This window comes from Solibacillus sp. FSL K6-1781 (genome assembly GCF_038630735.1).
In the GTDB taxonomy this organism is placed as follows: domain Bacteria; phylum Bacillota; class Bacilli; order Bacillales_A; family Planococcaceae; genus Solibacillus; species Solibacillus silvestris.
The window spans coordinates 381145-407852 of the sequence record NZ_CP152038.1; the positions used below are offsets into that span (position 1 = coordinate 381145).

Consider the following 26708-nt stretch of genomic DNA (forward strand, 5'->3'; position numbering starts at 1 on the left):
TTGTATTAACGTTTTTCAAATAACTGAACGATTTCAATAATGACTTCCGTCGCTTTTTCCATTGTTTCAGCTGATACAAATTCATATTTGCCGTGCATATTTTCGCCGCCTGCAAATATATTCGGTGTTGGCAAGCCCATGTATGAAAGCTGGGAACCGTCAGTACCGCCGCGAATTGGCTCAACAATCGGTGTGATATTAAACTTAGAAAACGCTTCTTTTACAATATCGACGATTTCCATAACAGGCTCGATTTTTTCGCCCATATTATAGTATTGATCCTCAATCGCTACTGTAATTGCTTCCTCACCGTATTTCTCCTGTAACTCTTTGCCGACCTTTGCCATATACGCTTTTTTCTCTTCGAATTTAGCGCGGTCATGGTCACGGATAATGTAAGACATTGTTGTTTCTTCAATGCCGCCGTTGAAATGCATTAAGTGGATAAAGCCTTCATAGCCGTCCGTTTTTTCAGGAACTGCATCTTTAGGCATTTCGTTTTGGAATTCAATTGCCATTGTAATCGAGTTCACCATTTTATTTTTCGCCGAACCCGGGTGGATATTCGTACCGCGTGTCGTTACTTTTACGCCAGCTGCATTAAAGCTTTCAAATTGTAATTCACCAAGCGGACCTCCATCCATCGTGTATGCATAATCCGCACCGAATTTTTCGACGTCAAATTTGTGTGGACCGCGCCCGATCTCTTCGTCCGGTGTAAATGCTACACGGATTTTCCCGTGCTTGATTTCCGGATTTTTCACTAAGTATTCCATCGCCGTCATAATTTCAGCGATGCCGGCTTTGTCATCCGCACCAAGCAATGTATTGCCATCTGTTGTGATTAACGTTTGGCCAACATAGTTCTTTAAGTTCGGGAAGTAGTCCGGTGCCATTACTATTCCATTTTTTAATGTAATCGCTTCACCGTCATAGTTATCGATGCGCTGAGGCTGTACATTTGTTCCTGTGTAATCCGATGTTGTATCAACATGCGCTAAAAAGCCGAGTGTCGGTACGTCTTTGTCTGTATTGGATTCAAGTGTTGCAAAAAGGTAGCCATTTTCGTCAAGTGTAATGTCTGTTAAACCGATTGCTGCCAATTCATCTTTTAATACATGTAATAAATCGAATTGCTTCATTGTAGAAGGGGTTGTGTCAGAGTTGAAATCTGATTGTGTATCAATTTTTGCATAGCGTACTAAACGTTCAATTACTTTCTCTTTCATCCGAAAAAGACCTCCTAAATACTTATTGCTTTCATTCTACACTTTTTATTTCGGTTTTTGAACTAATTATCTTCATTCAGCGGCTACTTAAGTACTCGCTGAATGAAGATAAGCCTCTGGCAGATGTCACCGATTTTTTAAATGAATAATGAAGTCAGCCTAAATACGTCACATCGTGTGACAACGGCTGACTGACCCACATCCTGTGGGTCTAAAAAATCTGGACACGATTACGCTTTAGCGTAATCGATCATAATCAATTATGCTGAGCATGAGGAAAAATTGTGCGCCGTAATACGTAAACATAATCAAGATATGGGAATAGGCAACATCAAACATAAAACGGTTAATAGCCAAAACCGAATCCGACATGATAAAGAGGGTGGCGCCGATGACAGCAAACTTACTGCCTGTTCGGAACGATGTCCATCCCATCGTTAAAATCACTAAAATATAAGCAATCACTGCAACGGCAAGTACAGTATCTCCTTTTTGAAGCAGACTTCCTGCAATCCAGAACATCATAACGGCACCATATAAAGCTAAAAAAATCTTTACGTACAGGGGTGTATTCTGCTGATTTGTTGAGCGGAAAGCAAAAATATAGAAAATATGACCGACCAGAAAAAAGCTCAGTCCAATGATGAACCACTGCAATGTATAGTCGCCAACCGCACAGAAAATTAAACCAATAGAAATCAGCCAGTAATATGGTGATTTCACATGTACTTTCGTTAAAAATGCGAGCACTATAAGGAAAATCATTGGCAAAAGCTTAAAGACCATCTTTAATGAACTATCGATTGTTTCAAAAAAGAACACATAGTACAAGCCAAGCCCGAAGAAAAGTAAAATCAGAACTTTACGTGCCATCTATTAACCCCCTAAGTAAAAATATTTATATAAAATTACTGTAAAACCAAACTATCATTTTATAAAAATGCAATATATGCTCTATTATGCCAGAAATTATGCAGTTTTACTTGTTTATGAATCTTTTTGGGAGGTTATTCGTACATAGTAAGTAAGAGAGGGTGATTGTTATGGGACAATTATTGCTAATAACGGCAATTGGATCACTTTTGATCACATTATTATTAATGCCGTTATCAAAGAAAGTTCGCAATAAGGAGCTTTCATCAAAAACATTTACGAGCTTATTCATTACGACATTTATTGTAAGCTTTATATCAGTATTCTTAACAGTATATATTTCAAAAATCGATCTAAGCTGGACGATTTTCTTATACGTAATACCTGTTGTAGCCATTATTGGGGCAATATTTGCTGTTGGTAAGGAGCAAAAAATTAAATCAGCCATCGTGCTTGTCGGCATTATTGGGATCGGCTATTTAGTAAGTGCACCATTTTTAAATGCAAATGAAAAATTCAAATCTTCAGAGATGAAAGAAAAAACGGAAATTTCGTCGTTTGATGAGACGAAAACACCGGCAAGTGTACCACCCAAATTTGTTAAAAACAAAATGAAAAAAGCGTTTGGACAGGTTCCAAACACGAGCTATTATGAATTAGGAAACCTGCAAATTCAAAAAGTAAATGATCAGTATGTTTACATTGCACCTGTAGAGTTTTCAGGATTCTTTAAATGGTTCAATGGAAAAACAACACCTGGTTATTTCACGATGAGTGCTACAGACTCAAGCGACAATCCAAAGTTTGTGAAGGCTGAAATGAGCTATGTTCCATCTGCTTATTTAAATAAAAACCTGGAGCGTCATATTCGTCTTCAAAATCCATCATTAATTTTCTACGGAGATCCGCAGCTTGAAATTGATGAGGATGGTAAACCGTATTACATCCGTTCTTACGGGGAATTTATTTCGGCACGTAACGGCTTTGATGTTAAAGGGATTGTACTTGTTGATGCAGAGACGGGTGCAACAGAGAAAATCGCGATTGCAGATGTACCGGCATTTATCGATGGTGCGGTATCACCGGAAGCGGTAAGTTTGCAAAATAGTTATTACGGTAACTATGTGCACGGGTTCTGGAACAGTCTAGTCGGTAAAAAGGATGTTAAGTTGCCGAGCGATGAAGGTACGGAAGCAAATGTAAGCCCAATCTTTATGGAAGATGGGGAAATGTATTATTTCACTGATTTTACTAGTCCGAAAGAGGGCGTTGACTCGATGCTTGGTTATGCATTAACACATGCACGTACCGGTGAAGCGACGTACTATACCGGAAATCTGGAAGAGTCTTATATGGATTCCCAAGGGGCTCTTGAAATTATCGAGAAAAAGTTCATCGAAAAAGAATGGGAAGGTGAAATGCCAATCCTTTACAACTTCTACGGTGAAGCGAGCTGGCTGTCAGCTGTACTCGATGCGAACGGATTCCTGCAAAATTACTTTATCGTGTCAGCAGCAAATCCTGAAATTTCGGCGTATGGTACAACACCAAATGAAGCGTTAAGACTTTATAAAACAGCGCTAAGCCGTGGCGGAAGTACAGTAGACGGTACTTCAAATGCCGAAGAAGCAAAGGCGACGGTAAAAGTCGTGCGTGTTTATAAAGAGCGTGTAGGTGATTTCACGATCGTATCATTCCTGGCAAATACAGGTGAAAACTTCATTGTTTCTACAGAAGTTGCACCGTTTGCAATTTACTTGCAAGAAGGCGATCAGGCGACCATTACGTATGCGAAAACAGGGGAAGATTTCCAGCCTGTAAAAGCATTGCAAATTGAAGGATTGAAATAAACAAAGAAATTTGGGCAGAAGTAGAAGTACCGCTGGATAACAAGAAAATCCTTATTAAGAAATGGATACTTTGTAAAATTGATTGGAATGTAGGGCGACTCCAGCGGGAACAGCACGACGCCTGAGACTATAGGCTCAGGCCGTGCCCGCGGAAAGCGTCCCGGAATGGAAATCAATTTTTAACGCTCAGCAAAAAAATGCTATTTTTCTCACAGAGAAAAATAGCATTTTTGGTTTATTAGCTTACTTCCAAGTGAAACCTTGTAAAGCGAGGAACTCTTTCATATGTGGACGATTTTGTTCTACTAAGTAATCAGCCATTTGCTTTGTCCATGTTGCCGTCTTTTGATTTGAAGATCGGCTGCTGTAATAGTCTTCCATAATTCCATCATACTCATCTAGAAGCGTATCGTATTGATCAACGTCATAGCCATTTTCATGCAATACTGCAGCTACAGGTAAGCGCGGTTTTGTTTCATTGCGTTTTGTCGGTGTACCAATCGTCATCGCAAATAGCGGGAAAACATATTCCGGTAAATTGAACAGCTCGCTAATTTCCTTAGGATTTGTACGGGCACCGCCAATATAGCAAATGCCGTAACCCATTGATTCAGCTGCAATAACAAAGTTTTGCGCAAATAATGCAACATCTGCTACACCTACAAGCACGTTTTCAGCCGTGTCAGCAGAAATATCGACTCCGTGCTTTTGACCAGCTACCTGCAAACGTTTGAAATCTACGCAAAACAAGAAAGAGGCACCAGCTGTTTTGAATTGGAATTCGTTTTTAGACAGTTCACCCAGCTTAGTTTTCTTTTCTTCATCCGTTATCCAGATAACACTGTATGCCTGCACAAAATGCGAGCTTGCCGCCATTTGTGCTGTTTCGATTAAATCGATGACAGTTTCTTTTGAAATTTCCTCACCTGTATATTTACGAACAGATGTGTGACTGCGTAATAATTCTTTTGTATTCACGTGAACATCTCCCTTTTATGTAATAAAAATCTTAATGGTATATCCTTCAAGCTTATTTTAGTCAATATTTTAGTTGAAGTCGATTATAAGCGTCTATTCAATTCATAGGGAGGAAATTTTTGCATATCGTTAAATACAGATAAGAGTAATCAGAATAGAAATCTGAAAATTTTAATTTTTTTGTGTTGACATATCGGATTAGTATGTTTTATACTGAGACTCAACGATGGAACACAAATCACATAACTCTTATCAAGAGCGGCGGAGGGAATAGGCCCTGAGATGCCCGGCAACCAGTAAGTGATGAACTGACTAAGGTGCTAAATCCTACAAAATGGACAATCATTTTGAAAGATAAGAGGAGGCAAACTTGCTCATGCGCAACCCTCTTCTTAACTGAAGAGGGTTTTTTTCATTTAAAAAATCCTCCTCAAAAACACCGATTTCACCATCGATTAAATTTTTGGGGGTATTAAAATGACAAATTTAAGACCAGAAACATTATTATTACACGGGGGTCAAAAGCCAGACCCGGAAACAGGAGCAATTGCAGTTCCGGTTTACCGTACAACGGCCTATGCATTTAATGACACAGCTCATGCGCAACGTCTATTTGCATTACAGGAAACAGGCAATATTTATTCAAGAATTATGAACCCTACAGTCGGGGCATTTGAAGAACGAGTTGCTTTATTAGAAGGGGGCACAGCTGCAGTAGGGCTTTCATCTGGCGCAGCAGCAGTAGCATTTTCTATTTTAAACGTAGCCGGTGCAGGGGATGAAATTGTTGCGGCAGGTTCACTTTACGGTGGGACATATAATTTATTCGCGACAACATTGCCTCGATACGGCATTACAGTAAAATTCGTAGATGAATCAAATCCTGAAAATTTCCAAGCGGCAATCACTGATAAAACGAAGGCAATCTTCGCAGAAATTATCGGAAATCCAAGCTTGAAAGTACTGGATATTGAAGCGGTAGCAAACATCGCTCATGACAATGGTCTTCCTTTATTAATCGACAGCACATTTGCTTCCCCATATGGAAGTAATCCGATTGAATTCGGCGCGGATGTTGTCATTCATTCTGCAACAAAATGGATTGGCGGTCATGGAACGACGATCGGCGGGATTGTCGTTGATGCCGGTAAATTCGACTGGACACAAGGAAGACATCCAGGTTTTACAGAACCGGATACTTCATACCACGGTCTAAGATATGGAATTGACACAGCAGGCGCTGCATTTGCGACAAAGCTTCGTGTTCAACTATTGCGTGATTTTGGTCCAACATTATCTGCTGACGCGGCATTTAATTTCCTGCAAGGACTTGAAACGCTTCATTTGCGTATTGTCCGACACAATGAAAATACACAGAAAGTTGCCGAGTATTTAAGAAACCACCCATTTGTGGAGTACGTGAATTACAACGGCTTTGAAGATTTTGCGACACATGATTTAGCGAAAAAGTATTTGAAAAACGGCTTCGGATCAATCATTACGTTCGGAATTAAAGGCGGACGTGAAGCTGGCCGCCAAGTAATCGATAACGTGGAATTGTTCTCACATGTAGCGAACGTTGGCGATGCCCGTTCATTAATTATTCATCCTGCGAGCACAACACACCAACAGTTATCTGCGGAAGAATTAAAAACTGCCGGCGTATCGGAAGAGCTCATTCGCTTATCGATCGGGTTAGAAGCAGCGGAAGATATTATCGCGGATTTAGAGCAGGCATTAGCGAAAGTTGCAGCGGAAGTTGGAGTAGAAACAAACGCATAATGCTCTAAAAAAAGGCTTAGCTTTTCCCATTCGAAAAGCTAAGCAATTTTTAGAAAATTAATCCCTACTATTTTTATAAGTTTTATTGACAAATTAAATACCTAGTAATACAATTGGGATAATTATATTACCAACCGGAAAAATTTAAAGTGATGTTGCAGCATCATTGGAAGAAAAGGAGTTGTTCAACATGGGGAAAGTATACAGTGCACAAAACGTTGCAGCCTATATTATTTATGAACTAAATGACGTAAAGGAATTTGTGAACGCTTGTGCGATCCAGCAAATTTTGGCGGATGTGAATACGATGTGGCAGCATGTTTTCGGACACAGTGCTTTCTCAGAACAAGCTCACGATCTTGCCACAGCGGGTTATGTTATAAAAGAAGTTGCCGAGGAATACAAAATTCATGGTACAGCCCATATTTTATCGCCAGCTAGAGAGTGGTTCTTAAAATATGGGGAATTTCAGTTAGTAGAGCGCCCATACGCGGTCCCTGACTTCTCGGCAAAAGAGGAAATCGTCATGACCAAGATTTTAACTGCCTATCGTTTACGGGCATATAATGATATAAACGTGGCAGTATAAAATAATTCCGGAACACTAGCGAGCCCCCTTGCTAGTGTTTTTTATTTGGTGATTTTTTTACACGGTGTATATGGTTTATTAGAAGTATGAAAACGATTATTAGAAGAAATTTTGGGGATATTAGAAGAAATGTCGATGTTATTAGAATTTGGGTGAATTTGAAGGTTGGGTACGCTTATTTTCCAGGCAGGAAATGGTTGTTGAAACCGGTGTTTGCGATTTATTAGAACAATGATGAGTGATATTAGAAGAAGTGTGAGCGATATTCGCAAATTGAGTGAGGATATTAGCAGATTGCGACCCCATTTTAGAACATTAACCGGTTATATTAGAAGATCGCAATTTTATTAGAACATTTCAAAATATATTAGACGATTTCCGAATATATTAGAACATAACAAAACTCTCTCAACTGCTTAGCCCCAAACACAAGTAGTGACTGGAAATATTAACATCATAGTCTCCAAATTAGCTCTTAAAAAATAAAATTTGAATGAATATTGACCGTTTACAGTAAACAAATGTCCTTCTAGGCGAGATTATCCTTGTTTTCATGTATTATATAGGATAGAATTTTCTTTAAGATAAATTTTTTGAATTATTCGTTAATATATGCGTGTTAAGAATTTGGAGGAGAAAGGCAATGGCAACAATCAAGGCAGCGATCTTAGGATTTGGCACAGTAGGTCAGGGAATTTACCATATTTTAAATGAAAAGAGGCAGGAGCTTCGCGAAAAGCTGGGTGTTGAACTGGAGGTCGCGAAGATTTTAGTAACCGATGCAAGCCGTGAGCGTGTACCGGGCACAAAACATTTAATGACGGAATCAATGGATGACGTACTGGCGGAAAATAATCTGCAAGTTGTATTTGAAGCGATTGTAAATGAAGAGCCTGCATTCACTTACTTAAAACGTGCTGTTGAGGCAAAATGCCATGTCATTACAGCGAATAAAGTAATGCTTGCAAAACGGGGCGAGGAGCTCGAAGCATTGGCGAAAGTAAATGGTGTATTCGTCGGCTTTGAGGCAACGGTAGCAGGTGGTGTGCCTATTATTAAAACAATGAAAAATATTCTTCTGGTCAACGAAGTAAGCTGCGTTCAAGGAATTTTAAATGGAACAACAAACTATATTTTAACAAAGATGCGTGCAGAGGGCTGGAGCTTTGAACAAGCATTGAGAGAAGCACAGCAATTAGGTTATGCAGAAGCGGATCCATTTAACGATGTATCGGGTCAGGATGCATTTAAAAAGCTGATGATTTTATCGAGCCTTGCATTTGGGGAACAGCCAAATTGGGCAGAGGTAGAAGTGATCGGAATCGATACAATTTCATCAGAACAAGTAGCGGAAGCAACAGCGCAAGGTCTTCGCTATCGTCATGTGGCAGAAGTGGAAAAACTCGAAGACGGTACAATTCATGCAAAAGTGGCACCACTACTCGTGAACAATGAACATCCGCTTTATCCTGTAGATGATGTGTTCAATGCGGTGACGATGGAGACAAACTATATCGGAACATTATCCGTAATTGGGCCTGGCGCCGGGATGTATCCGACAGCAAGTGTAATGGTAGAGGATTATGCTGAAATTATCGGGAAACGTGCAGGGTTTACAGTCACTATTTAATAAGAAGAGATTAAAAAGAAGCGAACTCGATGAACGAATTCGCTTCTTTTCTATTAGTCCTCATCTTTTATATCGACATCTTCGGGAATCGGAGTGTTTTTCCAAATTTCAATTTCTTCTTTAATTCGTTCGAGTTGCTGATGGTACGTATCAAATTGCGCACTATTAATTAAAAAGTGTTCACCATCATGTACTGCTTTTATGCGACCAGCATAAATGTACTGTAAAACCTGATGTTCAGGCATGCCTATATCTGCTGCAGTTTGTTCTACTGTTTTAAACATCATGATGCCTCCTTTTTAGTTTAAGTTAATCTTATTATAAATCGATTTCAACAAAACTTCATCTCGTATGGACTTCTAACGTATGATAGCATAATTAATAAAAATGGGGTGTAGGATGTGAATATTTTACCGTATTTGTTTGTGCTTTTGGCCGCCATGCTTTGGGGGACGGTCGGAACAACACAAACCTTTTTAACGGAAGGGATTTCTTCGTTTGCGGTAGCATGTGTAAGGTCGGGTATTGGCGGAGGCATTTTACTGCTTGCGGTTTTGGCGATGAGGAAAATTTCCTTTCGTAACTGGTCATGGAAGTGGACCATTTTAGCGGCGATCATGATTGCTCTATTCCAAAGTCTGTTTTTCACATCTGTCCGCTTTACAGGAGTTGCAGTAGGAACGGTCGTAACAATCGGCAGCGCGCCTGTATTTGCGGGATTCATCGAGTGGGTTTTTTGGAAAGTACGGCCAACTCTAGTATGGGCAATTGCAACAGTGCTCGCCATTGTCGGCTGCCTGCTGTTATTTATGAATCAAGGTGAGACGGCGATCAACCCGCTTGGCATAGGGTTAGCATTGGCTGCAGGTTCCATGTTTGCCCTTTATACGAATGTGAGTAAGCAGTTGATGAAACGGGAAGAAACATTGCCTGCTGTTGCAATGACTTTTTCCATTTGCGCCTTGTTTTTATTGCCGCTCGCAGCGAAAGACGGTTTTGGCTGGCTGACAGAAGGCGTGAATATATGGCCGATTCTTTTTATGGCACTTGCTGCTACAAGTTTGGCATACATATTATTTTTAGGCGGCTTGAAGAAAATCGGCTCGTCGGCCGCGGTAACATTGAGCTTAGCCGAACCTTTAACAGCCGCATTACTCGGTGTGTTTTTAGTAGGGGAACATTTAACATTTGTTGCATGGATTGGTGTTAGTCTATTATTAGGTGGAATAATTGTGTTAACATTCGGCACAAAGAAAGCTGCTTCATAGGAGGCAGTTTTTTTGCTTTGTTGTGAAAAAAATCTCTGATGTGGCACTGTGGCTGCGTTTATTAGCCGATACTGTGTTGAAAGTAGAAAGTTCTGGCCCGAAAGTGGATCCATTTAAATGAAAAGCCGAACTTTAACGGTGAAAGTAGATCAGTTCGCGTATAAAGTAGAACCAGCAATTTTATTAGCCGATACTGAGTTGAAAGTAGAAAGTCCTGGCCCGAAAGTGGAACCTTTTAAATGAAAAGTAGAATGTTTAGCGGTGAAAGTAGAACGAAACGCATGTAAAGTAGAACTCGCAATTTTATTAGCCGATACTGTGTTGAAAGTAGAAAGTTCTGGCCCGAAAGTGGAACCTTTTAAATGAAAAGTAGAATGTTTAGCGGTGAAAGTAGAACTAAACCCGTATAAAGTAGAACCGGCTATTTTTATTAGACAATACTTCCTCTAAAGTAAAATCTCATTTAATGTAAAATCTAATTTAATGTAAAATAAGAAATCTTAAGAATTTCTTCAGATTTACAGTAGTTAGATGTTAAGAAATGGGCTTTATTATAAACTTATAAGAAAAAGTTGGCTCTTCATTAAATAGTGGAGATGATAAGAAGGTTGATTGGAATGTAGGGGAGGCGACTCCAGCGGGAACAGCACGAGCGAGAGACTACAGGCTCGAGCCGTGCCCGCGGAAAGTGTCCGACCCGGAATGGAAATCAACCACTTGCTATGATGGAGAACAAGAAAGTTGTGAGGTGAGCAAGATGAATCAGCTGACGGTGCTCGTAACAGATGACGATCAGGACATCCGGGACGGCATAGAAATTTATTTGAAAAATGAAGGTTACCGGGTGTTAAAAGCGGCAGACGGGCTTGAGGCAATCGAACTGCTTGAACAAAATGAAGTACACTGTATGATTTTAGACATCATGATGCCGAAGATGGATGGGATTACCGCCACATTCAAAATTCGTGCAGAACGCAATATCCCGATTATTATGCTCAGTGCAAAGGCGGAACAAAGCGATAAAATTCATGGGCTTTCAGTAGGTGCGGACGATTATATTACAAAGCCGTTCCACCCGCTTGAATTGATGGCACGCGTCAAGTCCCAGCTAAGACGCTATGTCAACTTCGGCACGGCAGGAGAAGCCGCTCCGCTTGTTGAAGGACTGGAGCTAGACGCTGCAGCGCGGGAAATCCGTGTGGACGGAGAACCTGTCAAACTGACACCGACTGAGTATAAAATAACTGAGCTTCTACTAAAAAATGCGGGGCGCGTCTATTCAATCAGCGATATTTACGAACTCGTATGGAATGAACCCGCGTATAACGCAGAAAATATTGTTGCCGTGCATATCCGGAAAATCCGTGAAAAAATCGAAGCCGATCCGAAAAATCCCCGTTATTTAAAAGTGGTGTGGGGATTGGGTTATAAAATTGAAAAGTAAAATTTTCTCTTGGGTTGGAGCTCTCGGCGCGGTGATCGGTTTTTATTTTATCGGGACTTATTTTATCGACTATTTGACAGGGCGATTCGTGCCCTTAGTAAAGCAATTCCTATATTTTTTATCTTCATTCAGCGGAAAGCAACCATTTTTGTAAGTGGGTAAGGAATACTTGTTTTATTTGATGCAGCGGGTACTTCAATAGCCTGCTGAATGAAGATAAGCCCCTGGCGGATGTCACAGATTTTTAAAGGGAAGGATGTCAGCCTAAAAACGTCGCGTCGTGCGACAAAGGCTGACTGACCCACGCCCTGTGGGCCTAACTCAAAAAATCTGGACGCAATTACGCCGAGGCGTAATTGATAATTAAGTGAGGAGGAAGAAAAGATGAAAAACAATAAACTATACCTCCAGCTTTTTCTTATATTTGTAGTAGCAACTGCAGTCAGTTTAATTTTTACTAATGGCGGTCGTTATTTAGGAAAAACTTTTTATGAATCGCAAAACTATAACAACGAGGCAGAGAACTTAGTATACGAGTTCTCGCAATATGTGTTTAACACGCCGACGGAAGAGGAATTTAAAGGGGCTTTAACAGTATCGGATGAGGAAATGTACGATTACCGTACATATTACGGCTCCCTTGCTGAGCAAATTCAAAATATTAAAGAGCAGTATTCAAGCGAAATAAACGCAACACAAGATCAGGAAGTAATCGAGGCAATTGAACAAGAACGTGATGCCAAAATTGCCGACATTAAGAAAAACTTTGAAGATGATGAGTATGTAAAAGAAAAAATACTAGTAATTAAGGAAAAAGCAATTCAGCAGAAGCTAAAAGAAATTGAAAGAGAAAAGAAAGAAGTTTTGAGCAAATACAATCACTTTGCTTATGAATTTAAAGATGAAAAAACCGGAGAAGTTTACCGTAATGGCGATATTAGTGAAAAGAGTGTCTTTAAAAAAACAGTTAACAATGTAGGAAAAAACCTCTCAGGTCTCTATCCGCTTAATTATTATGAGTATGATAGCATGGGGGTTCTGCAAGATAGCTATACACTTGAGCAGGATTTATCGGATATTTCGGGTGTTGTAACAGTGCCGGCTAGTTGGATCGCAAACACTCATATAAGCAATGAAAAAAGTGCGTTTATCATTACGAAATATGTGTATTACGGCATTATTCTTGGGGGAATTATCAGTTTCGTTTTATTGATGACTTCTTTAAAACCGACGCTTGAACAGTTCAATCGTCAGTTCCAGCTACGTGAACTATTTGAACGTTTCCCTATTGATATTCGAATCGTAGCAACTCTTATTGCGACATACTTTGCATTTTTATTTAATGGTTCTTTTACAAGATCCATACAGACGCTAATTTATCATTATACGGATAATCGTTCGGGTTTTCTTACGGATTTTATCGTGACAGGCGTTATCAGTTTTGCGCTTATTGTTGCAATAGTCTTTATGGTTGTTTCAATATGGGTAAGTTTAAAAGGGCAACGTGATGTGGAGAAAATCTGGCCGGAGACATTTACGGCGAAGTTTGTAGATGGTGCTATCTCAATGTTTGAAAATCGTTCAATCGGGATGCAGTCACTAATATTGCTTCTTGTTGTTTTCCTTGGAGGCTTTGGATTTGCCGTTGTTATGACAGCAGGCAGTTTCGGTGTTTTCCTGTTCTATATGTTTTTATTTGTAGTGTTCTTTATTCCGGCACTCTATATGTTCATGCGTCGTATGGGCTACCTGAACCGTATTATGCAGCATACTGAAAACATGGCACATGGCCGTCTCACAAAAGATTTAAAGGTGAAAGGGAAATCTCCTTTAGCGCGACACGCCGAAAATTTAAATGGGCTTCGTGAAGGTGTCCGTAACAGTATGAATGAACAGGCAAAAAGTGAGCAGATGAAAACAGAGCTCATTACGAATGTCAGCCATGATTTGCGTACTCCGCTCACATCAATTATTACGTATACGGATTTACTGAAAAATCCAGCAATCACAGAGGAAGAGCGAAAAAAATATATCGACATTTTAGATGCGAAATCGAATCGTTTAAAAACATTAATTGAAGATTTATTTGAAGTATCGAAAATGGCAAGCGGCAATGTAGAAATTACGAAACAGCGCGTCGACTTAGCACAACTGTTGCAGCAGGCGGTCGGTGAGCATGGAGAAGACTTTGCAGCAGCCAATTTGGATTTACGTATCAATATCGCTGAACAGCCGATTTATGCTCGTGTGGACGGGCAAAAATGGTGGCGTGTCATTGATAACTTAATTATTAACGCACGTAAATATTCGTTGGAAGGCACACGTGTTTACGTCAACTTGAAGTCGCATGAGGGGAATGCCGAATTGACTGTAAAAAATGTCGCGAAATACGAGCTGAACGAGGAAGCGTCCCAATTAATCGAGCGTTTCAAACGTGCCGATACATCACGTCATACTGAAGGTTCAGGGCTGGGGCTAGCCATTGCACAGTCAATTGTTGATTTGCATGACGGGCAATTGGACATCGCAGTTGATGGGGATCTTTTTAAAGTGACGGTTAGTATTCCAACAGATAAATAAGGAATGAAAACTGCAGCGAGGGGTGTGTGCCTTGCTGTAGTTTTTTATTTTGGTGGTGCATGTGGGGATATATTGGAAGAAAAAAGTTTTTATTAGAAAAAGTGGATCGGATATTTGAAAGTTCGGATCTGTTATTTGAAAAGTTCATGCACATATTAGAAAATCCGGCGATGATATTAGAAAACCCCGGTTTTATTAGAACAAGTGAATGCCATATTAGAAAAAATCCGAATTTATTAGAAAACCGCAACTGATCGTCTTTGAAACTTTAAAAGATGATAATATTATTGACTAACGCCATAAGTCCAAAATATAGTAAAATAGCACATTGTAGATAAAAAATAAGTTAGGAGCAACATTCCGATGCGTATACTTTTAGGCATAGTAGCATTAGCGATATACAGTGGTCTCACTTTTTATCTTGGCTGGAATTTTAGGGCATGGCTGTTGTCGATTCAGCAATTTCGCTGGCCGATTATTTATTGGACAGTGCTGTTTCTCGTATCATACGGTTATTTTATAGGAAAGCTCCATCCACTGTTCACGCCCTTTTCGGTGCTCGGCAGCTATTGGATGTTCTTTTTGCAATACGGGCTCTTCCTTTGTATCATCGCCAACTTAATCATCAAGTTTACACCGCTTACAACGAAAATGGTCGGTACAGGGGTTGTTGGTTTACTCGTTGTTTTATTGATTGCAGGTACATATTTTGCTTATTCACCGGTAGTTCGAAATGCGACAATCAACATCGATAAACCTGGAGATGATATGCGTATCGTGATGGCATCGGATTTCCACCTCGGTTTGTTGTCAGGGAAAGGACATTTGGAGAAATTTGTTGCGCTTTCAAATGAACAAAATCCTGATTTAGTGCTTCTTCCGGGTGATATTGTCGATGATAGTCCAAAGCGCTTTGTCGAAAAAAACATGGGCGAAGTGATGAAAAATTTAAAGGCGACATATGGTGTATACGGAGTACTGGGTAACCATGAATATTACGGTAATGAAATACCGGAGTTTAAAAAGGAAATGGCTGAAGCAAACGTTAAAATTCTAATGGATGAAACAATTTTAGTGGCGAATCGTTTTTATTTAACAGGGCGGGAAGATGTGACGAACAAAAACCGTTTAGCCTTAAATGAGATGCAGCCCGAAAAGGCAAACTTACCTTGGTTTGTTATGAACCATACGCCGCTGGATTTGGATGAGCCGGCTCGTTTAGGAGCGGATCTCCATGTTTCGGGACATACGCACCGCGGTCAAATGTGGCCAAACCACCTCATAACAGAAAGAACTTTTGAGTTAGATTACGGCCTTCTCAAAAAAGAGCAGTTACATGCGCTTGTTTCGAGCGGCTTTGGTTTTTGGGGGCCTCCGACACGTATTGGCAGTCGCTCCGAATTATGGGTAATAGATGTAAAATTTAGCGAATAAGAAAGCAAAAAGGGGAACAGAAAATGGAATGGATCGAGCTATTAAAAGCTTTAATTTTAGGGTTTGTCGAAGGGATGACCGAATTTGCGCCAGTTTCCTCAACAGGACATATGATTATTGTTGATGATATGTGGTTGCAGACGAAGGAATTTTTAGGATCAGGTTCGGCAAATACATTTAAAATTGTCATTCAGCTAGGATCGATATTGGCAGTTGTTTTCGTTATGTGGAAACGATTACTAAGTCTAGTTGGATTATATAAAATAGAAGGACAGAAGAAGACTCGTTTTAATCTGGGACATGTGATTATCGGTATTATTCCAGCAGGTATTTTTGGCGTACTGTTTGAAGATTTTATCGATGAAAATCTATTCAGCATCAAAACCGTAATTGTAGGATTAATTATCGGAGCGATCTTTATGATTATTGCTGATAAATTTGGACCTAAAAAGCCGGCAATTACGTCACTGGATGATATTTCGTACAGTAAAGCACTGAAAATTGGATTTATCCAATGTTTATCACTTTGGCCAGGGTTTTCACGCTCGGGTTCAACGATTTCAGGCGGGGTATTGCTTGGATTGGACCATAAAACAGCAGCGGACTTTACGTTTATTATGGCCGTGCCGATTATGGCAGGGGCAAGCGGTTTGTCGCTTGTTAAGAACTGGGATCAAATTAACGCCGATCACTTTTGGTTTTATGTAGTAGGTTTTGTAAGCGCATTTGTATTTGCACTTATTTCGATTAAATTCTTCCTGAAGCTGATTTCAAAAGTGAAATTAACGCCATTCGCGATTTACCGAATTGTGCTGGCACTTATATTAATCATCGTTTTAGCTGTATAACAAGTAAAGGAGCTGTCTCGCAATAATATGCGCGGGACAGCTCCTTTTTGCCTTTATTTATTGAACAGATCAAATAATCCGCCGATGCCGCCTTCACCTGCGTCTTTACCGCCACCGCCTTGAGAAATCGGTGCTGCAGCAAACACACGGCTTGCCAGACGACTGAATGGCAATGATTGTACCCAAACTGTACCAGGACCGGAAAGCGTTGCAAAGAATAAACCTTCTCCACCGAATAAAGCCGTTTTAATGCCGCTTACCATTTCGATATTGTAGTTTACATCTTGTGTCATCGCAACTAGACAGCCTGTATCAATACGCAATGTTTCGCCTGGCTGAAGTTTACGTTCATAAATTGTACCGCCTGCATGCACAAAAGCCATACCGTCTCCTTCAAGCTTTTGCATAATAAACCCTTCACCACCGAAGAATCCTGTACCTAATTTTTTCTGGAATTCTACGCCAACAGATACACCTTTTGCCGCAGCTAAAAATGCGTCTTTTTGACAGATGATTTTGCCGTCCAATTCACTTAAATTCATAGGAATGATTTTACCTGGATACGGAGAAGCAAAATACACTTTACGCTTGCCCATGCCGTTGTTAGTGAACGTTGTCATGAATAAGCTTTCACCTGTAATTAAACGTTTTCCTGCGCCAAGTAATTTCCCCATTAATCCGGAGCCCTGATTTGCAGAGCCATCACCAAATACTGTTTCCATCTGGATTTGATCTTCCATCATCATTAAACTTCCGGCTTCTGCTACAACCGTCTCCTGCGGGTCAAGCTCCACCTCTACAAACTGCATATCATCGCCGTGTAAAACGTAGTCGATTTCATGATTTTTCATTTTTATGTCCCCTTACAATTCAATTTAATATTTACAATAATAGATACGCTTGAAGATTCCAAAAGTTTCAAAACGGAGAAAATAATATTTGGCTATGAATAATATTCGTTCGTTATTCTTTTTGAGAGAAAAAAGGAATAAAGTAGAGAATGTCGAATAATAAAAAGGTAAATGAGAATTTGTGAGGTGGAGAAATGAAGCTGTTAAATTTTATTGGTGGAGAATGGATAGAAGACAATTCATTGCAAACGATGCCTGTGATCAATCCTGCAAATGGTGAACAGTTAGGAACGATACCACTTTCGACAAAATTCCAAGTCGAACTTGCTGCACAAAAGGCGAAGGAGGCCCAAAAAGAATGGGCGCTTGTCCCTGCGCCAAAGCGTGCGGATTATTTATATGAAATTGCATTTAAACTGAAAGAAAAGAAAGAACATCTTGCGCAAATATTAACGAAGGAAATGGGCAAAGTCATTGAAGAAGCACGAGGGGAAGTGCAAGAAGGAATCGACATGGCACTTTATATGGCAGCGGAGGGAAGACGTTTATTTGGAGAAACGGTCCCGTCGGAATTGCCGAATAAGTTTGCGATGAGTGTACGCGCACCGATTGGAGTGGCTGGACTTATTACGCCGTGGAATTTCCCGATTGCAATAGCAACATGGAAGTCTTTCCCTGCACTCGTTGCCGGTAATACGGTTATATGGAAGCCTTCTAACGAAACACCTTTCATGGCTTACGAGCTTGCCAAAATATTTGAAGAGGTCGGCTTACCGCCTGGTGTCGTCAACGTTGTATTCGGTTCCGGTCCTACGGTGGGAACAGCGATCGTCGAGCATCCGGACATCCGTGTGATTTCCTTTACAGGGTCAACAACGACAGGAAGCAAAGTAGCCGAGCTTGGCGGAAAACATCTGAAGAAAGTTTCGCTTGAAATGGGCGGGAAAAATGCGGTCATTGTAATGGATGATGCTAATTTAGATTTAGCGCTTGAAGGTATTTTATGGAGTGCTTTTGGTACGGCTGGGCAGCGCTGTACAGCATGCAGCCGTGTAATCGTGCATAAAAATGTAAAACAGGAGTTGGAAAATCGTCTTGTGGAAGCAACGAAGCAGCTGACAATCGGAGACGGATTGGACCCTTCAGTTAAAGTAGGGCCAGTCATTAATAAGGCCGCACTGGAAAAAATTAATCATTATGTACAGATCGGTAAGCAGCAAGGCGCAAACTTGCTGATTGGCGGAGAAATTTTATCAGAAGGCGAATTGTCAAAAGGCTATTACTATGCCCCGACAATTTTTACCGATGTGGAGGCAACTAGTATTCTTGCACAGGAGGAAATTTTCGGTCCTGTTATTAGTATTATTGAAGTTAGCAGTTTGGAAGAGGCGATTGAAGTAAATAACGGTGTGAAGTTTGGCTTATCAAGCTCGATTTTCTCACAAGATATCAACAAAATCTTCAAAGCACAGCAGTTGCTTGATACAGGAATTGTTTATGTAAATGCCGGTACAACAGGTGCGGAAATTCACTTGCCGTTTGGCGGTACAAAGGGTACAGGAAATGGCCACCGCGATTCAGGGCAGGCAGCGCTTGATGTGTATACGGAATGGAAGAGTATTTATGTAGACTACAGCGGCAAGTTGCAACGTGCCCAAATCGATAATAACGCTTGATGATTCATCTACTCGAATCATCACATCTCAAAAAATATGTGGACGCAATCACGCTGATGCGTAATTGACTTAATAAAAAAGGGGATGTTTACATGAAAGTAGTAGTGTTAGGTGCAGGATTGATGGGGAAAGAAGTAGCACGCGATTTAGTCCGTAGTGAAGATGTGAAGAAGATTTTTTTAGCCGACGTTTCAACAGCTCCTGCAATGGAATTCGTTAATTCATTAAATACAGATAAGGTGGAAGTTGTACAGCTTGATGCAGAAGATGACAAAGCATTGCGTGATGTCATCAGCCACGGCGATGTAGTAGTGAATGCGCTGTTCTATAAGTTTAATGAACGTGTGGCAAAAGCGGCAATTGATGCAGGGGTACATTCAGTAGACTTAGGAGGCCACATTGGCGGGATTACAGAATCTATTTTCGAACTGCACGGTCAGGCAGTCGATAAAGGTGTCACGATTATTCCGGATCTAGGTGTAGCACCGGGAATGATTAATATTTTGACAGGTTATGGGGCGACAAAGATTGATTCGGTAGAGTCGATCAAACTTTATGTAGGTGGAATTCCAACAACACCACAGCCTCCATTACATTATATTCGTGTCTTCTCGCTGGATGGAGTATTCGATCACTATACAGAGCCTTCGAAAATGATTCAAAAGGGTATGCTTGCTGAGGTTGAATCTTTAACTGGACTGGAGCCGATCTACTTTGACGAGTTTGGAGTATTGGAGGCATTCTACACATCAGGCGGAATTTCAACGTTATATAAAACATTCCCTCATGTGAAGACACTCGAATACAAGACAATCCGCTATAAAGGGCATGCCGAGCAGTTCAAACTGCTTGCTGACTTAGGCTTCCTTGATAAAAACAATACCGTTGAAGCTGGCGGTCGTGAAGTAAATGTCCGAGAAGTAACAAGAGAAGTTTTGGAGAAAAAACTGGATATCGGAAATAATGTCGATGCCGTACTATTACGTGCAATTATTTCAGGTGAAAAGTCAGAAGAGCAAATTACGTATGAATATGAAATGGTCGTACGAAAAGATATAGAGCAAAACGTGACAGCGATGGCCCGTGCGACAGCAAATACGATTTCAATCGTGGCCCAAATGATCGGCAAAGGACTGATTGGAGAGCGCGGTGTATTTGCACCGGAAACTGTTGTACCAGGTCGTGAGTTTATTCAGGAAATGGCAAGCCGTGGTGTTGACATTAAAGAAACATCACACCGTTCATCGATGATTGTAAAGTGGTAGGGGTGAAGGGATGAATTTCGAGTTCACAGAAGAACAGACGCTTTTACGAAAAACTGTGAGGCAATTCGTTGATGCAGAGATTATCCCTTATATTGCGGAATGGGATGCGGGCGGTGGTTTTGACCCGAAAATATGGAAGCGTCTCGCCGAACTGGGCTTAATGGGCGTTTGTGTACCGGAGAAGTACGGCGGAGCAGGAATGGACTATAATTCGCTTGCAATTGTCTGTGAGGAGCTGGAGCGCGGAGATACGGCATTTCGTACAGCCGTTTCCGTGCATACTGGCTTAAATAGTATGACGCTCATGCAATGGGGAACAGAAGAACAGAAGGAAAAATATTTGGTCCCCCAGGCAAAGGGAGAGAAAATCGGCGCATTCGGTCTGACAGAACCTGGAGCAGGCTCGGATGTTGCGGCGATGAGTTCATTTGCGAAGCGCAATGGGGACCATTATATTTTAAACGGTCAAAAGACATGGATTTCCTTATGTGATATTGCGGATCATTTCCTTGTTTTTGCGTATACAGATAAGGAAAAAGCGCATCACGGAATTTCCGCATTTATCGTTGAACGTGAATGGACAGGGTTTAGCTCAAAGGCGATCAAGGGCAAATACGGTATTCGTGCAGGCAATACAGGTGAACTGTTCTTTGAGGACGTCAAAGTACCGGCAGAAAATTTGCTCGGTGAAGAAGGCGAAGGGTTTAAAATTGCGATGTCCGCATTGGATAATGGCCGTTTTACTGTTGCTGCAGGCGCGGTTGGCTTAATACAAGCGTGTATCGAAGCGAGCGTCAAGTACTGCAAAGAACGGGAAACTTTTGGGAAGCCGATTGGTGAGCATCAACTAGTCGGTCAAATGCTCGCAAAAATGGAAGCCGGCTATGAAATGAGTCGCCTGCTCGTGTATCGTGCAGGTGAGCTGAAAAATAAAGGCGTCCGCAACACTAGGGAAACATCTCTCGCCAAATGGCAGGCGTGCGACTTTGCGAATAAAGCTGCGGATGATGCAGTTCAAATTCACGGGGCGTACGGTTATTCCGATGAGTACCCGGTAGCCCGTTATTTACGCAATTCCAAAGCACCGGTCATTTATGAAGGGACACGTGAAATTCATACAATGATGCAGGCAGATTATGTGCTTGGCAAACGCGCGGATAAGAAATTACGCCGGATGCTGCCAAGCTGGCCGTTTGAATAACTTCATGAAGCGGAAGGGTTATGCAGACCTTTCGCTTTTTTGTATTGTAAGCAGCAGACAGGTGATTCGGCCGGATTGACGAATATAAAGGGAATAGTGGCTAATAAAAAATAAATACGGCTAATATATTTCAAAATGGCGAATACCTTGCTGAATTTGACGATTATGTTAAGTGAAATGACGAATATGAAAAGGAAAGTGACGAGTAAGTCAGTCCAAGTGGCGATTACTGCCTAGAAATGGGCTAATAAATTTAAACTGTCGAGTAAATTAGACGTCTTAGCTATTTGGAAATTCATGTTAGTATAAAATTGAAATAATGAATCAGTATTAAAGGGGAGATTTGAAATGGTAATAATTCGGACAATGCATGTTGAAGACATACCTCAAGTTCAGGATGTGGCAAAAAAATCTTGGAATGCTACATATGAAGGAATCATTCCTTTTGAGATCCAAGAAAAATTCCTGAAAGTTGCCTACAATAACGACAGGATGAAACAACGATTGGAACGTTCTTTTCTTTTTGTAGCTGAAATTGACAGTAATGTTGTAGGGTTCGCGAATTTCTCTCCTGTTAATGATGAGGGGAAAGCGGAACTCGGGGCGATCTACCTTTATCCAGAATATCAGGGAAAAGGGATTGGCTCGGCTTTATTGCAAAAAGGAATTAATGAACTGGAAGGTGTAGAGGAAATTTATATAAACGTCGAAAGGGACAATGAAATTGGCAAGAGCTTTTATGACGCAAAAGGCTTTCAGGTTTTGAAAGAGTTCGATGATGATTTTGAGGGACATACATTAAAAACAGTGCGAATGGTTTTAAATGTATAGCTTTGTCAGTAAAGATAATCAAAGGGGGAAATAAATATGAATACTGAAGTTCAAAACCTATACAATAAACTCATTGATGCCTGGAATAGACGTGATGCTCAAGGGATGTCTGATCCATTTGCAGAACATGGAGTCCAAATTGGATTTGATGGAAGTAAGCTGATAGGCAAAGAAGAAATTTTTTCGCATCTTTTTACTATTTTCGAAAACCATCCAACCGCTCCTTTTATAACGAAAGTAAAAGAGATACGTTCGCTGGGTACTGATGCAGCAATATTATATGCTATTGCAGGAATGATTCCTCCTGGAAAATCAGATATTGAACCCGCAGTAAATGCCCATCAAACACTAGTCGCTGTGAAAAAAGACAACGGTTGGCAAGTTGAACTATTTCAAAATACCCCTGCACAGTTTCATGGAAGACCTGAATTAGTGGAGGAAATGACGGAAGAATTAAGGGAGTTGCTTTAGTTTTAGTGGAGAGTGATAGGAATGGTTAATTGGAAGAAGAGTAAGGGAGTGCTGGGTGCGGTCGTTTTATGTGGTGTGATTTGGTTTGCCCATCCGGCACAAGTACAGGTAAACGAATTGGAAGTACAAATAAGTGCGCAATATACGTAAGGTTATACATAGTGTTTGGGTGTTTTGAGAGTGAAGAAGGGCGAGCTTAGCATACTGAGCTTGCTTTTTTATTTTATACAACGAATAGCAATCAATGTTTTAAATAAGCCGAAAGAGCGAATGCTAAATGAAGTATAAATGACTAAAAGAAGTGTAAATTATGATTCTATATATGGATAAAGGATTAGGTTATATTAACCGAATTTTGATATTTCAGTATATTTATTTTGATAATAAAATTATATATGGAATAATTTTATTATTCTAGAGATAAGAGGGGTTACAGAAGATGAAGAAACATGGATACTTATTTTTAGCGATGTTTTCAAGTTTGATGCTTGCCGCATGCGCGGAACAAAAAAGTGAAGAGAAAGAAGTAATTACAACAACTGCTGATCAGAGTGACTGGTCCTATGAGGAAACGACTGGACCTGAACACTGGGGAGAACTCCATCCCAGTAATTTAGCATGTGTGAATGGAAGTGAACAATCGCCGATTAATGTTGAATTTCCCGAAGTGAAAGCAGATGGAAATTTAAAAGGGAATGAGATTCACTATGAACCAGCACCGTATACACTCGAAAATAACGGTCATACGATACAGGCGAATGCCACAACAGAAAGCAATCACATTATTATTGAAGACAATGAGTACAAGCTTTCACAATTTCATTTTCATACACCAAGCGAGCACCAGTTTAATGGGCAAAACTATGATATGGAACTGCATTTAGTACATAGTGACAAGGATGGAAAGCTGGCTGTTATTGGGTTAATGATTCAAGAAGGAAATGAAAATAAACAGTTTGCATCGATGTGGAATGAATTACCGACAGATAAAACGGCAAAAGATAATTCCGAAAAGCATATCATTGACTTACAGGCTTTACTGCCGGAGAATGAAACAACTTTCCAATATGCCGGTTCATTAACGACACCTCCTTGTACAGAAGAAGTACAATGGATTGTTTTTGAGCAGCCAATTGAAATGTCAAAAGCACAAATAAAAGCTTTCCAGAAGATTTTCCCCGATAATCACCGTCCTGTTCAGCCAATCAATGAACGGGAAATCAATAAAAGCGGAGAATGAAAAGTTTAGTAAAAGCACGCAAACCATTGTTGAAGTGACCCCTAAAAGTTAGACACATCTAACAATTGAGGTGCAGTTCATTGTTTGCGTGCTTTTGTATTAATGTTACCGAATCTAAATACATAGCAAATTCCTTTTATTTACTGTATAATTATCTTGAATTCAAGATAAATTATTTCAATGATGAAAGGTGATTCAGAGTGATTTTACATAATCCTTCTACTAAGCGATTTACAGCAAAGAATGAATGGCAAGAAACCCACTTTAGTTTTTCATTTGGTCCGTATTATGATGAAGAAAATATTCAATTTGGTCCGTTGCGTGTTTTAAATGATGATATCGTTAAACCAAACAAGGGGTTTGGCATTCATCCGCACAGGGATGCAGAAATTGTATCGATTGTATTAAAAGGGCAGTTAAAGCATGAAGATAATTTAGGAAATGTCGGTACCCTTCAGTACGGGAATGTGCAAAGAATGACAGCTGGTACGGGTGTACTTCATTCGGAGGTGAATCCAACAGAAGCTGAGGATACTCACTTTTTACAATTATGGATTCTTCCAAATCAGAAGCAGTTAACACCATCATATGAAGATATTACGTTTGATCCTGACAAGTTAAGAAATGAATTGTTACCGGTCGTATCCCATAATGCTGGGGGAAATGTAGCGATGATCCATCAGGACGTTACGCTATATCTTTCAAAATTAGATGCGGAAAAAGAAATTCAATTCCAGCAAGAAGAAGGACGTAAAATTTATGTATTTGTCATTGAAGGAGAAGTTTCTCTAAATGGGGATGTTACGTTACAAAGACGTGATGACGCACGAATCACCGACCTTCATTCGTTAACAATACATGCAAAAAAGGATGCATTTATCCTTTTAATCGATCTGCCTGGAGGTGAAGGATAGATGCTATATGTACGTCATACTGTCGGCAGCAGACTATTCTGCGAAACTACAGAATATGAAATTAAACCAGCTGAAAACAGTTGGGAAATTTCTTTTAACACCAATAAAGAAACCATCAATACGTTATTGAAATTCCGAGATGAACTCAATATTTTTTATGTAGAAGAAGATAACCAGAATCAAAAAACATGGTTCTATTCATCTGAAGGGGATGTGCGTTTCTTGGAGGATGAAAGTAAATGTATAATTACATGTGATTATAAGACTATTTACCCGGTATAATTATAAAAAGAGGGTCCTGCCTAATAGTTATACAGGACCCACTTTCGTTTATTTCAGCATTGTCGTTTTTAAAAATTCTTGAGTTCGCTCTTGTTTCGGATGGTTGAAAAATTGATCAGGGTTGCCGCGCTCGATAATTTTCCCATCATGCATATACACGATCCAGTCAGCCACTTCTCTGGCAAATCCCATTTCATGGGTTACAACAACCATTGTCATTCCTTCTTGAGCCAATTCTTTCATCGTTGTTAAAACCTCTCCCACAAGCTCTGGATCAAGTGCAGATGTCGGTTCATCAAATAGCATAATATCTGGTTCCATTGCAAGTGCTCTAGCAATTGCTACCCGTTGCTTTTGCCCGCCGGATAGTTTATTAGGGTAGACATCGGCCTTATCTTCCAAGCCGACTTTTTCCAGGAGTTGTTTTGCTTTGGAGATTGCCTCCTTTTTGTCAATGCCCTTAACCATAACTGGGGCCTCAATAATATTTTCCAAAACAGTTTTGTGAGGGAATAGGTTAAAATGTTGAAACACCATTCCTACCTTTTCCCTTATGTTGTTAAGGTTATCATTTTTAGGGTCGACTTCTTTTCCACCTATAGTAATACTGCCGCTATCTTTTCTTTCTAAAAAATTCAGACATCGAAGGAGAGTACTTTTCCCTGAGCCACTTGATCCTATTAAACAAACAACATCGCTTTCGTAAACGGTCATATCGATATTTTTTAATACATGCAAGTCGCCAAATGACTTATTCAATTGATTAATTTTAATCATTTCTTTTGCTTCCATTGCTTACGCCTCCTACCTGTCGCTAATTGCTAATCTCTTTTCGAAACGGTTTACTATTAATGTTAACAACGCCACTAATACTAAGTAGTAGATTGCAACAATCAGTAAATAGGTCATTTCGTCAAAGTTATTAGATCCTAGCGTTGTCGCTACATTAAAGAGTTCATTCATCGAAATAAATGCGGCTAACGAAGAATCTTTCAAACCGATAATAAATTGGTTACCCAATGGAGGGAGCGCACGGCGGAATGCCTGTGGAAGAATAATTCTTCTTAATGTCAGAACTTTGGTCATCCCTAAAGAGCGTCCAGCCTCCATCTGACCTTTATCGACTCCTTGGATAGTACCTCGAAGAATTTCAGAAATGTATGCGCCATTATGAAGCGCCAAAGCAAGTGAAGCAGCCCAAAAATCGGGAAGAAGGAAAAGCCCGCTAAGTCCGAAGTAGAGGATAAAGATTTGAACAATTAGCGGTGTTCCGCGGACTAAAAAGACATATATATCTGAAATGAGTTCTAATACTTTTATTTTAGAAATTTTCATCAGGGCAAAGAAAAGCCCGATTACAATACCTATTAAGATGGATACAACCGTCAGCTCCAATGTTAAGAGCATGGCTTTAAGAAAAACATCTTTTGTATCGATTAATACTTCTATAAAATGTGAAAAACTTGGCACTG

27 protein-coding genes and 1 riboswitch are annotated in these 26708 nt (G+C 40.2%); of the genes, 19 read left to right on the plus strand and 8 right to left on the minus strand.

Annotated features, from left to right (window positions below):
• Positions 1 to 5 precede the first annotated feature (5 nt).
• Positions 6 to 1229, minus strand: a complete 1224-nt coding sequence (gene pepT, locus MHH37_RS01860) for a peptidase T (RefSeq protein ID WP_342574759.1) — start codon at positions 1227 to 1229, stop codon at positions 6 to 8.
• A gap of 237 nt (positions 1230 to 1466) precedes the next feature.
• A complete protein-coding gene (locus MHH37_RS01865) occupies positions 1467 to 2102 on the minus strand; it encodes a lysoplasmalogenase (protein ID WP_342574760.1) in 636 nt (211 codons plus the stop codon).
• A gap of 170 nt (positions 2103 to 2272) precedes the next feature.
• Here MHH37_RS01865 and MHH37_RS01870 point away from each other — a divergent pair, with 170 nt between their 5' ends.
• Entirely contained in the window at positions 2273 to 3952 is a 1680-nt protein-coding gene (locus tag MHH37_RS01870; RefSeq protein WP_342574761.1) for a hypothetical protein, read from the plus strand.
• Positions 3953 to 4195: 243 nt separating this feature from the next.
• Here the strand turns inward: MHH37_RS01870 and nfsA are convergent, their stop codons facing one another.
• Positions 4196 to 4930, minus strand: coding sequence for an oxygen-insensitive NADPH nitroreductase (gene nfsA, locus MHH37_RS01875; protein WP_342574762.1), 735 nt, complete (start codon positions 4928 to 4930; stop codon positions 4196 to 4198).
• A 246-nt stretch (positions 4931 to 5176) separates the two neighbouring features.
• A riboswitch (SAM riboswitch) is annotated at positions 5177 to 5291 on the plus strand.
• 116 nt (positions 5292 to 5407) lie between these two features.
• On the opposite strand from nfsA, the gene MHH37_RS01880 reads away from it, so the two are divergent.
• From MHH37_RS01880 to MHH37_RS01890, 3 genes are all read left to right on the plus strand, one after another.
• Positions 5408 to 6712, plus strand: coding sequence for an O-acetylhomoserine aminocarboxypropyltransferase/cysteine synthase family protein (locus MHH37_RS01880; RefSeq protein ID WP_008406255.1), 1305 nt, complete (start codon positions 5408 to 5410; stop codon positions 6710 to 6712).
• 190 nt (positions 6713 to 6902) lie between these two features.
• Positions 6903 to 7301, plus strand: a complete 399-nt coding sequence (locus MHH37_RS01885) for a hypothetical protein (RefSeq protein WP_340797681.1) — start codon at positions 6903 to 6905, stop codon at positions 7299 to 7301.
• A gap of 643 nt (positions 7302 to 7944) precedes the next feature.
• Positions 7945 to 8931 carry a homoserine dehydrogenase gene (locus MHH37_RS01890; protein WP_008406257.1) on the plus strand — a complete coding sequence of 329 codons (987 nt, stop codon included), beginning with the start codon at positions 7945 to 7947 and terminating at the stop codon, positions 8929 to 8931.
• Positions 8932 to 8984: 53 nt separating this feature from the next.
• On the opposite strand, the gene MHH37_RS01895 is transcribed toward MHH37_RS01890, so the two are convergent.
• On the minus strand, positions 8985 to 9215 hold the full coding sequence (locus MHH37_RS01895) for a hypothetical protein (RefSeq protein ID WP_008406258.1): 231 nt from the start codon (positions 9213 to 9215) through the stop codon (positions 8985 to 8987).
• Between the two features lie 117 nt (positions 9216 to 9332).
• Here MHH37_RS01895 and MHH37_RS01900 point away from each other — a divergent pair, with 117 nt between their 5' ends.
• From MHH37_RS01900 to MHH37_RS01910, 3 genes are all read left to right on the plus strand, one after another.
• On the plus strand, positions 9333 to 10199 hold the full coding sequence (locus tag MHH37_RS01900) for an EamA family transporter (protein ID WP_342574763.1): 867 nt from the start codon (positions 9333 to 9335) through the stop codon (positions 10197 to 10199).
• A gap of 117 nt (positions 10200 to 10316) precedes the next feature.
• A complete protein-coding gene (locus MHH37_RS01905; protein WP_342574764.1) occupies positions 10317 to 10442 on the plus strand; it encodes a hypothetical protein in 126 nt (41 codons plus the stop codon).
• 514 nt (positions 10443 to 10956) lie between these two features.
• Entirely contained in the window at positions 10957 to 11643 is a 687-nt protein-coding gene (locus MHH37_RS01910) for a response regulator transcription factor (protein WP_014824875.1), read from the plus strand.
• A 128-nt stretch (positions 11644 to 11771) separates the two neighbouring features.
• Here MHH37_RS01910 and MHH37_RS01915 read toward each other — a convergent pair whose 3' ends face one another.
• Positions 11772 to 12038, minus strand: coding sequence for a hypothetical protein (locus tag MHH37_RS01915; protein ID WP_342574765.1), 267 nt, complete (start codon positions 12036 to 12038; stop codon positions 11772 to 11774).
• Here MHH37_RS01915 and MHH37_RS01920 point away from each other — a divergent pair.
• The 3 genes from MHH37_RS01920 to MHH37_RS01930 all read left to right on the plus strand — a co-directional run bounded on the left by MHH37_RS01920 (position 12028) and on the right by MHH37_RS01930 (position 16505).
• Complete coding sequence (locus tag MHH37_RS01920; RefSeq protein WP_342574766.1) at positions 12028 to 14223, plus strand: histidine kinase dimerization/phospho-acceptor domain-containing protein; 2196 nt, start codon at positions 12028 to 12030, stop codon at positions 14221 to 14223. The two genes, MHH37_RS01915 and MHH37_RS01920, sit on opposite strands and share 11 nt — an antisense overlap.
• Positions 14224 to 14586: 363 nt before the next feature.
• Complete coding sequence (locus tag MHH37_RS01925; RefSeq protein ID WP_342574767.1) at positions 14587 to 15657, plus strand: metallophosphoesterase; 1071 nt, start codon at positions 14587 to 14589, stop codon at positions 15655 to 15657.
• Between the two features lie 23 nt (positions 15658 to 15680).
• A complete protein-coding gene (locus MHH37_RS01930; protein WP_342574768.1) occupies positions 15681 to 16505 on the plus strand; it encodes an undecaprenyl-diphosphate phosphatase in 825 nt (274 codons plus the stop codon).
• A 53-nt stretch (positions 16506 to 16558) separates the two neighbouring features.
• On the opposite strand, the gene MHH37_RS01935 is transcribed toward MHH37_RS01930, so the two are convergent.
• On the minus strand, positions 16559 to 17356 hold the full coding sequence (locus MHH37_RS01935; protein ID WP_008406265.1) for a TIGR00266 family protein: 798 nt from the start codon (positions 17354 to 17356) through the stop codon (positions 16559 to 16561).
• 194 nt (positions 17357 to 17550) lie between these two features.
• Here MHH37_RS01935 and MHH37_RS01940 point away from each other — a divergent pair, with 194 nt between their 5' ends.
• The 9 genes from MHH37_RS01940 (at position 17551) to MHH37_RS01980 (ending at position 25236) form a co-directional block, all read left to right on the plus strand.
• Positions 17551 to 19032, plus strand: a complete 1482-nt coding sequence (locus MHH37_RS01940) for an aldehyde dehydrogenase family protein (RefSeq protein WP_342574770.1) — start codon at positions 17551 to 17553, stop codon at positions 19030 to 19032.
• A gap of 92 nt (positions 19033 to 19124) precedes the next feature.
• A complete protein-coding gene (locus MHH37_RS01945) occupies positions 19125 to 20297 on the plus strand; it encodes a saccharopine dehydrogenase C-terminal domain-containing protein (RefSeq protein WP_342574771.1) in 1173 nt (390 codons plus the stop codon).
• 10 nt (positions 20298 to 20307) lie between these two features.
• Positions 20308 to 21498: an acyl-CoA dehydrogenase family protein gene (locus MHH37_RS01950; RefSeq protein WP_342574772.1), complete on the plus strand. Its 1191-nt coding sequence runs from the start codon at positions 20308 to 20310 to the stop codon at positions 21496 to 21498.
• A gap of 348 nt (positions 21499 to 21846) precedes the next feature.
• Positions 21847 to 22329, plus strand: coding sequence for a GNAT family N-acetyltransferase (locus MHH37_RS01955; RefSeq protein ID WP_342574773.1), 483 nt, complete (start codon positions 21847 to 21849; stop codon positions 22327 to 22329).
• Positions 22330 to 22365: 36 nt separating this feature from the next.
• On the plus strand, positions 22366 to 22800 hold the full coding sequence (locus MHH37_RS01960; RefSeq protein ID WP_065217469.1) for an SgcJ/EcaC family oxidoreductase: 435 nt from the start codon (positions 22366 to 22368) through the stop codon (positions 22798 to 22800).
• Positions 22801 to 22821: 21 nt separating this feature from the next.
• Complete coding sequence (locus MHH37_RS01965; protein ID WP_342574774.1) at positions 22822 to 22950, plus strand: hypothetical protein; 129 nt, start codon at positions 22822 to 22824, stop codon at positions 22948 to 22950.
• Between the two features lie 289 nt (positions 22951 to 23239).
• Positions 23240 to 24040: a carbonic anhydrase family protein gene (locus MHH37_RS01970; protein WP_342574775.1), complete on the plus strand. Its 801-nt coding sequence runs from the start codon at positions 23240 to 23242 to the stop codon at positions 24038 to 24040.
• A 200-nt stretch (positions 24041 to 24240) separates the two neighbouring features.
• On the plus strand, positions 24241 to 24954 hold the full coding sequence (locus MHH37_RS01975; protein ID WP_342574776.1) for a pirin family protein: 714 nt from the start codon (positions 24241 to 24243) through the stop codon (positions 24952 to 24954).
• Positions 24955 to 25236, plus strand: a complete 282-nt coding sequence (locus MHH37_RS01980) for a hypothetical protein (RefSeq protein WP_342574778.1) — start codon at positions 24955 to 24957, stop codon at positions 25234 to 25236. It begins immediately after the preceding gene.
• A gap of 48 nt (positions 25237 to 25284) precedes the next feature.
• Here MHH37_RS01980 and MHH37_RS01985 read toward each other — a convergent pair whose 3' ends face one another.
• Both MHH37_RS01985 and MHH37_RS01990 read right to left on the minus strand, forming a co-directional pair.
• A complete protein-coding gene (locus tag MHH37_RS01985; RefSeq protein ID WP_014824863.1) occupies positions 25285 to 26028 on the minus strand; it encodes an amino acid ABC transporter ATP-binding protein in 744 nt (247 codons plus the stop codon).
• A gap of 12 nt (positions 26029 to 26040) precedes the next feature.
• Positions 26041 to 26706 carry an amino acid ABC transporter permease gene (locus MHH37_RS01990; RefSeq protein ID WP_008406276.1) on the minus strand — a complete coding sequence of 222 codons (666 nt, stop codon included), beginning with the start codon at positions 26704 to 26706 and terminating at the stop codon, positions 26041 to 26043.
• Positions 26707 to 26708 lie beyond the last annotated feature (2 nt).

Excerpts from the sequence above, each read along its gene's own strand:
- pepT (WP_342574759.1), bottom strand. The coding sequence starts at position 1,229 with ATGAAAGAGAAAGTAATTGAACGTTTAGTACGCTATGCAAAAATTGAT.
- MHH37_RS01865 (WP_342574760.1), bottom strand. The coding sequence starts at position 2,102 with ATGGCACGTAAAGTTCTGATTTTACTTTTCTTCGGGCTTGGCTTGTAC.
- MHH37_RS01870 (WP_342574761.1), top strand. The coding sequence starts at position 2,273 with ATGGGACAATTATTGCTAATAACGGCAATTGGATCACTTTTGATCACA.
- MHH37_RS01880 (WP_008406255.1), top strand. The coding sequence starts at position 5,408 with ATGACAAATTTAAGACCAGAAACATTATTATTACACGGGGGTCAAAAG.
- MHH37_RS01885 (WP_340797681.1), top strand. The coding sequence starts at position 6,903 with ATGGGGAAAGTATACAGTGCACAAAACGTTGCAGCCTATATTATTTAT.
- MHH37_RS01890 (WP_008406257.1), top strand. The coding sequence starts at position 7,945 with ATGGCAACAATCAAGGCAGCGATCTTAGGATTTGGCACAGTAGGTCAG.
- MHH37_RS01895 (WP_008406258.1), bottom strand. The coding sequence starts at position 9,215 with ATGTTTAAAACAGTAGAACAAACTGCAGCAGATATAGGCATGCCTGAA.
- MHH37_RS01905 (WP_342574764.1), top strand. The coding sequence starts at position 10,317 with ATGAAAAGCCGAACTTTAACGGTGAAAGTAGATCAGTTCGCGTATAAA.
- MHH37_RS01910 (WP_014824875.1), top strand. The coding sequence starts at position 10,957 with ATGAATCAGCTGACGGTGCTCGTAACAGATGACGATCAGGACATCCGG.
- MHH37_RS01920 (WP_342574766.1), top strand. The coding sequence starts at position 12,028 with ATGAAAAACAATAAACTATACCTCCAGCTTTTTCTTATATTTGTAGTA.
- MHH37_RS01925 (WP_342574767.1), top strand. The coding sequence starts at position 14,587 with ATGCGTATACTTTTAGGCATAGTAGCATTAGCGATATACAGTGGTCTC.
- MHH37_RS01930 (WP_342574768.1), top strand. The coding sequence starts at position 15,681 with ATGGAATGGATCGAGCTATTAAAAGCTTTAATTTTAGGGTTTGTCGAA.
- MHH37_RS01935 (WP_008406265.1), bottom strand. The coding sequence starts at position 17,356 with ATGAAAAATCATGAAATCGACTACGTTTTACACGGCGATGATATGCAG.
- MHH37_RS01940 (WP_342574770.1), top strand. The coding sequence starts at position 17,551 with ATGAAGCTGTTAAATTTTATTGGTGGAGAATGGATAGAAGACAATTCA.
- MHH37_RS01945 (WP_342574771.1), top strand. The coding sequence starts at position 19,125 with ATGAAAGTAGTAGTGTTAGGTGCAGGATTGATGGGGAAAGAAGTAGCA.
- MHH37_RS01950 (WP_342574772.1), top strand. The coding sequence starts at position 20,308 with ATGAATTTCGAGTTCACAGAAGAACAGACGCTTTTACGAAAAACTGTG.
- MHH37_RS01955 (WP_342574773.1), top strand. The coding sequence starts at position 21,847 with ATGGTAATAATTCGGACAATGCATGTTGAAGACATACCTCAAGTTCAG.
- MHH37_RS01960 (WP_065217469.1), top strand. The coding sequence starts at position 22,366 with ATGAATACTGAAGTTCAAAACCTATACAATAAACTCATTGATGCCTGG.
- MHH37_RS01965 (WP_342574774.1), top strand. The coding sequence starts at position 22,822 with ATGGTTAATTGGAAGAAGAGTAAGGGAGTGCTGGGTGCGGTCGTTTTA.
- MHH37_RS01970 (WP_342574775.1), top strand. The coding sequence starts at position 23,240 with ATGAAGAAACATGGATACTTATTTTTAGCGATGTTTTCAAGTTTGATG.
- MHH37_RS01980 (WP_342574778.1), top strand. The coding sequence starts at position 24,955 with ATGCTATATGTACGTCATACTGTCGGCAGCAGACTATTCTGCGAAACT.
- MHH37_RS01985 (WP_014824863.1), bottom strand. The coding sequence starts at position 26,028 with ATGGAAGCAAAAGAAATGATTAAAATTAATCAATTGAATAAGTCATTT.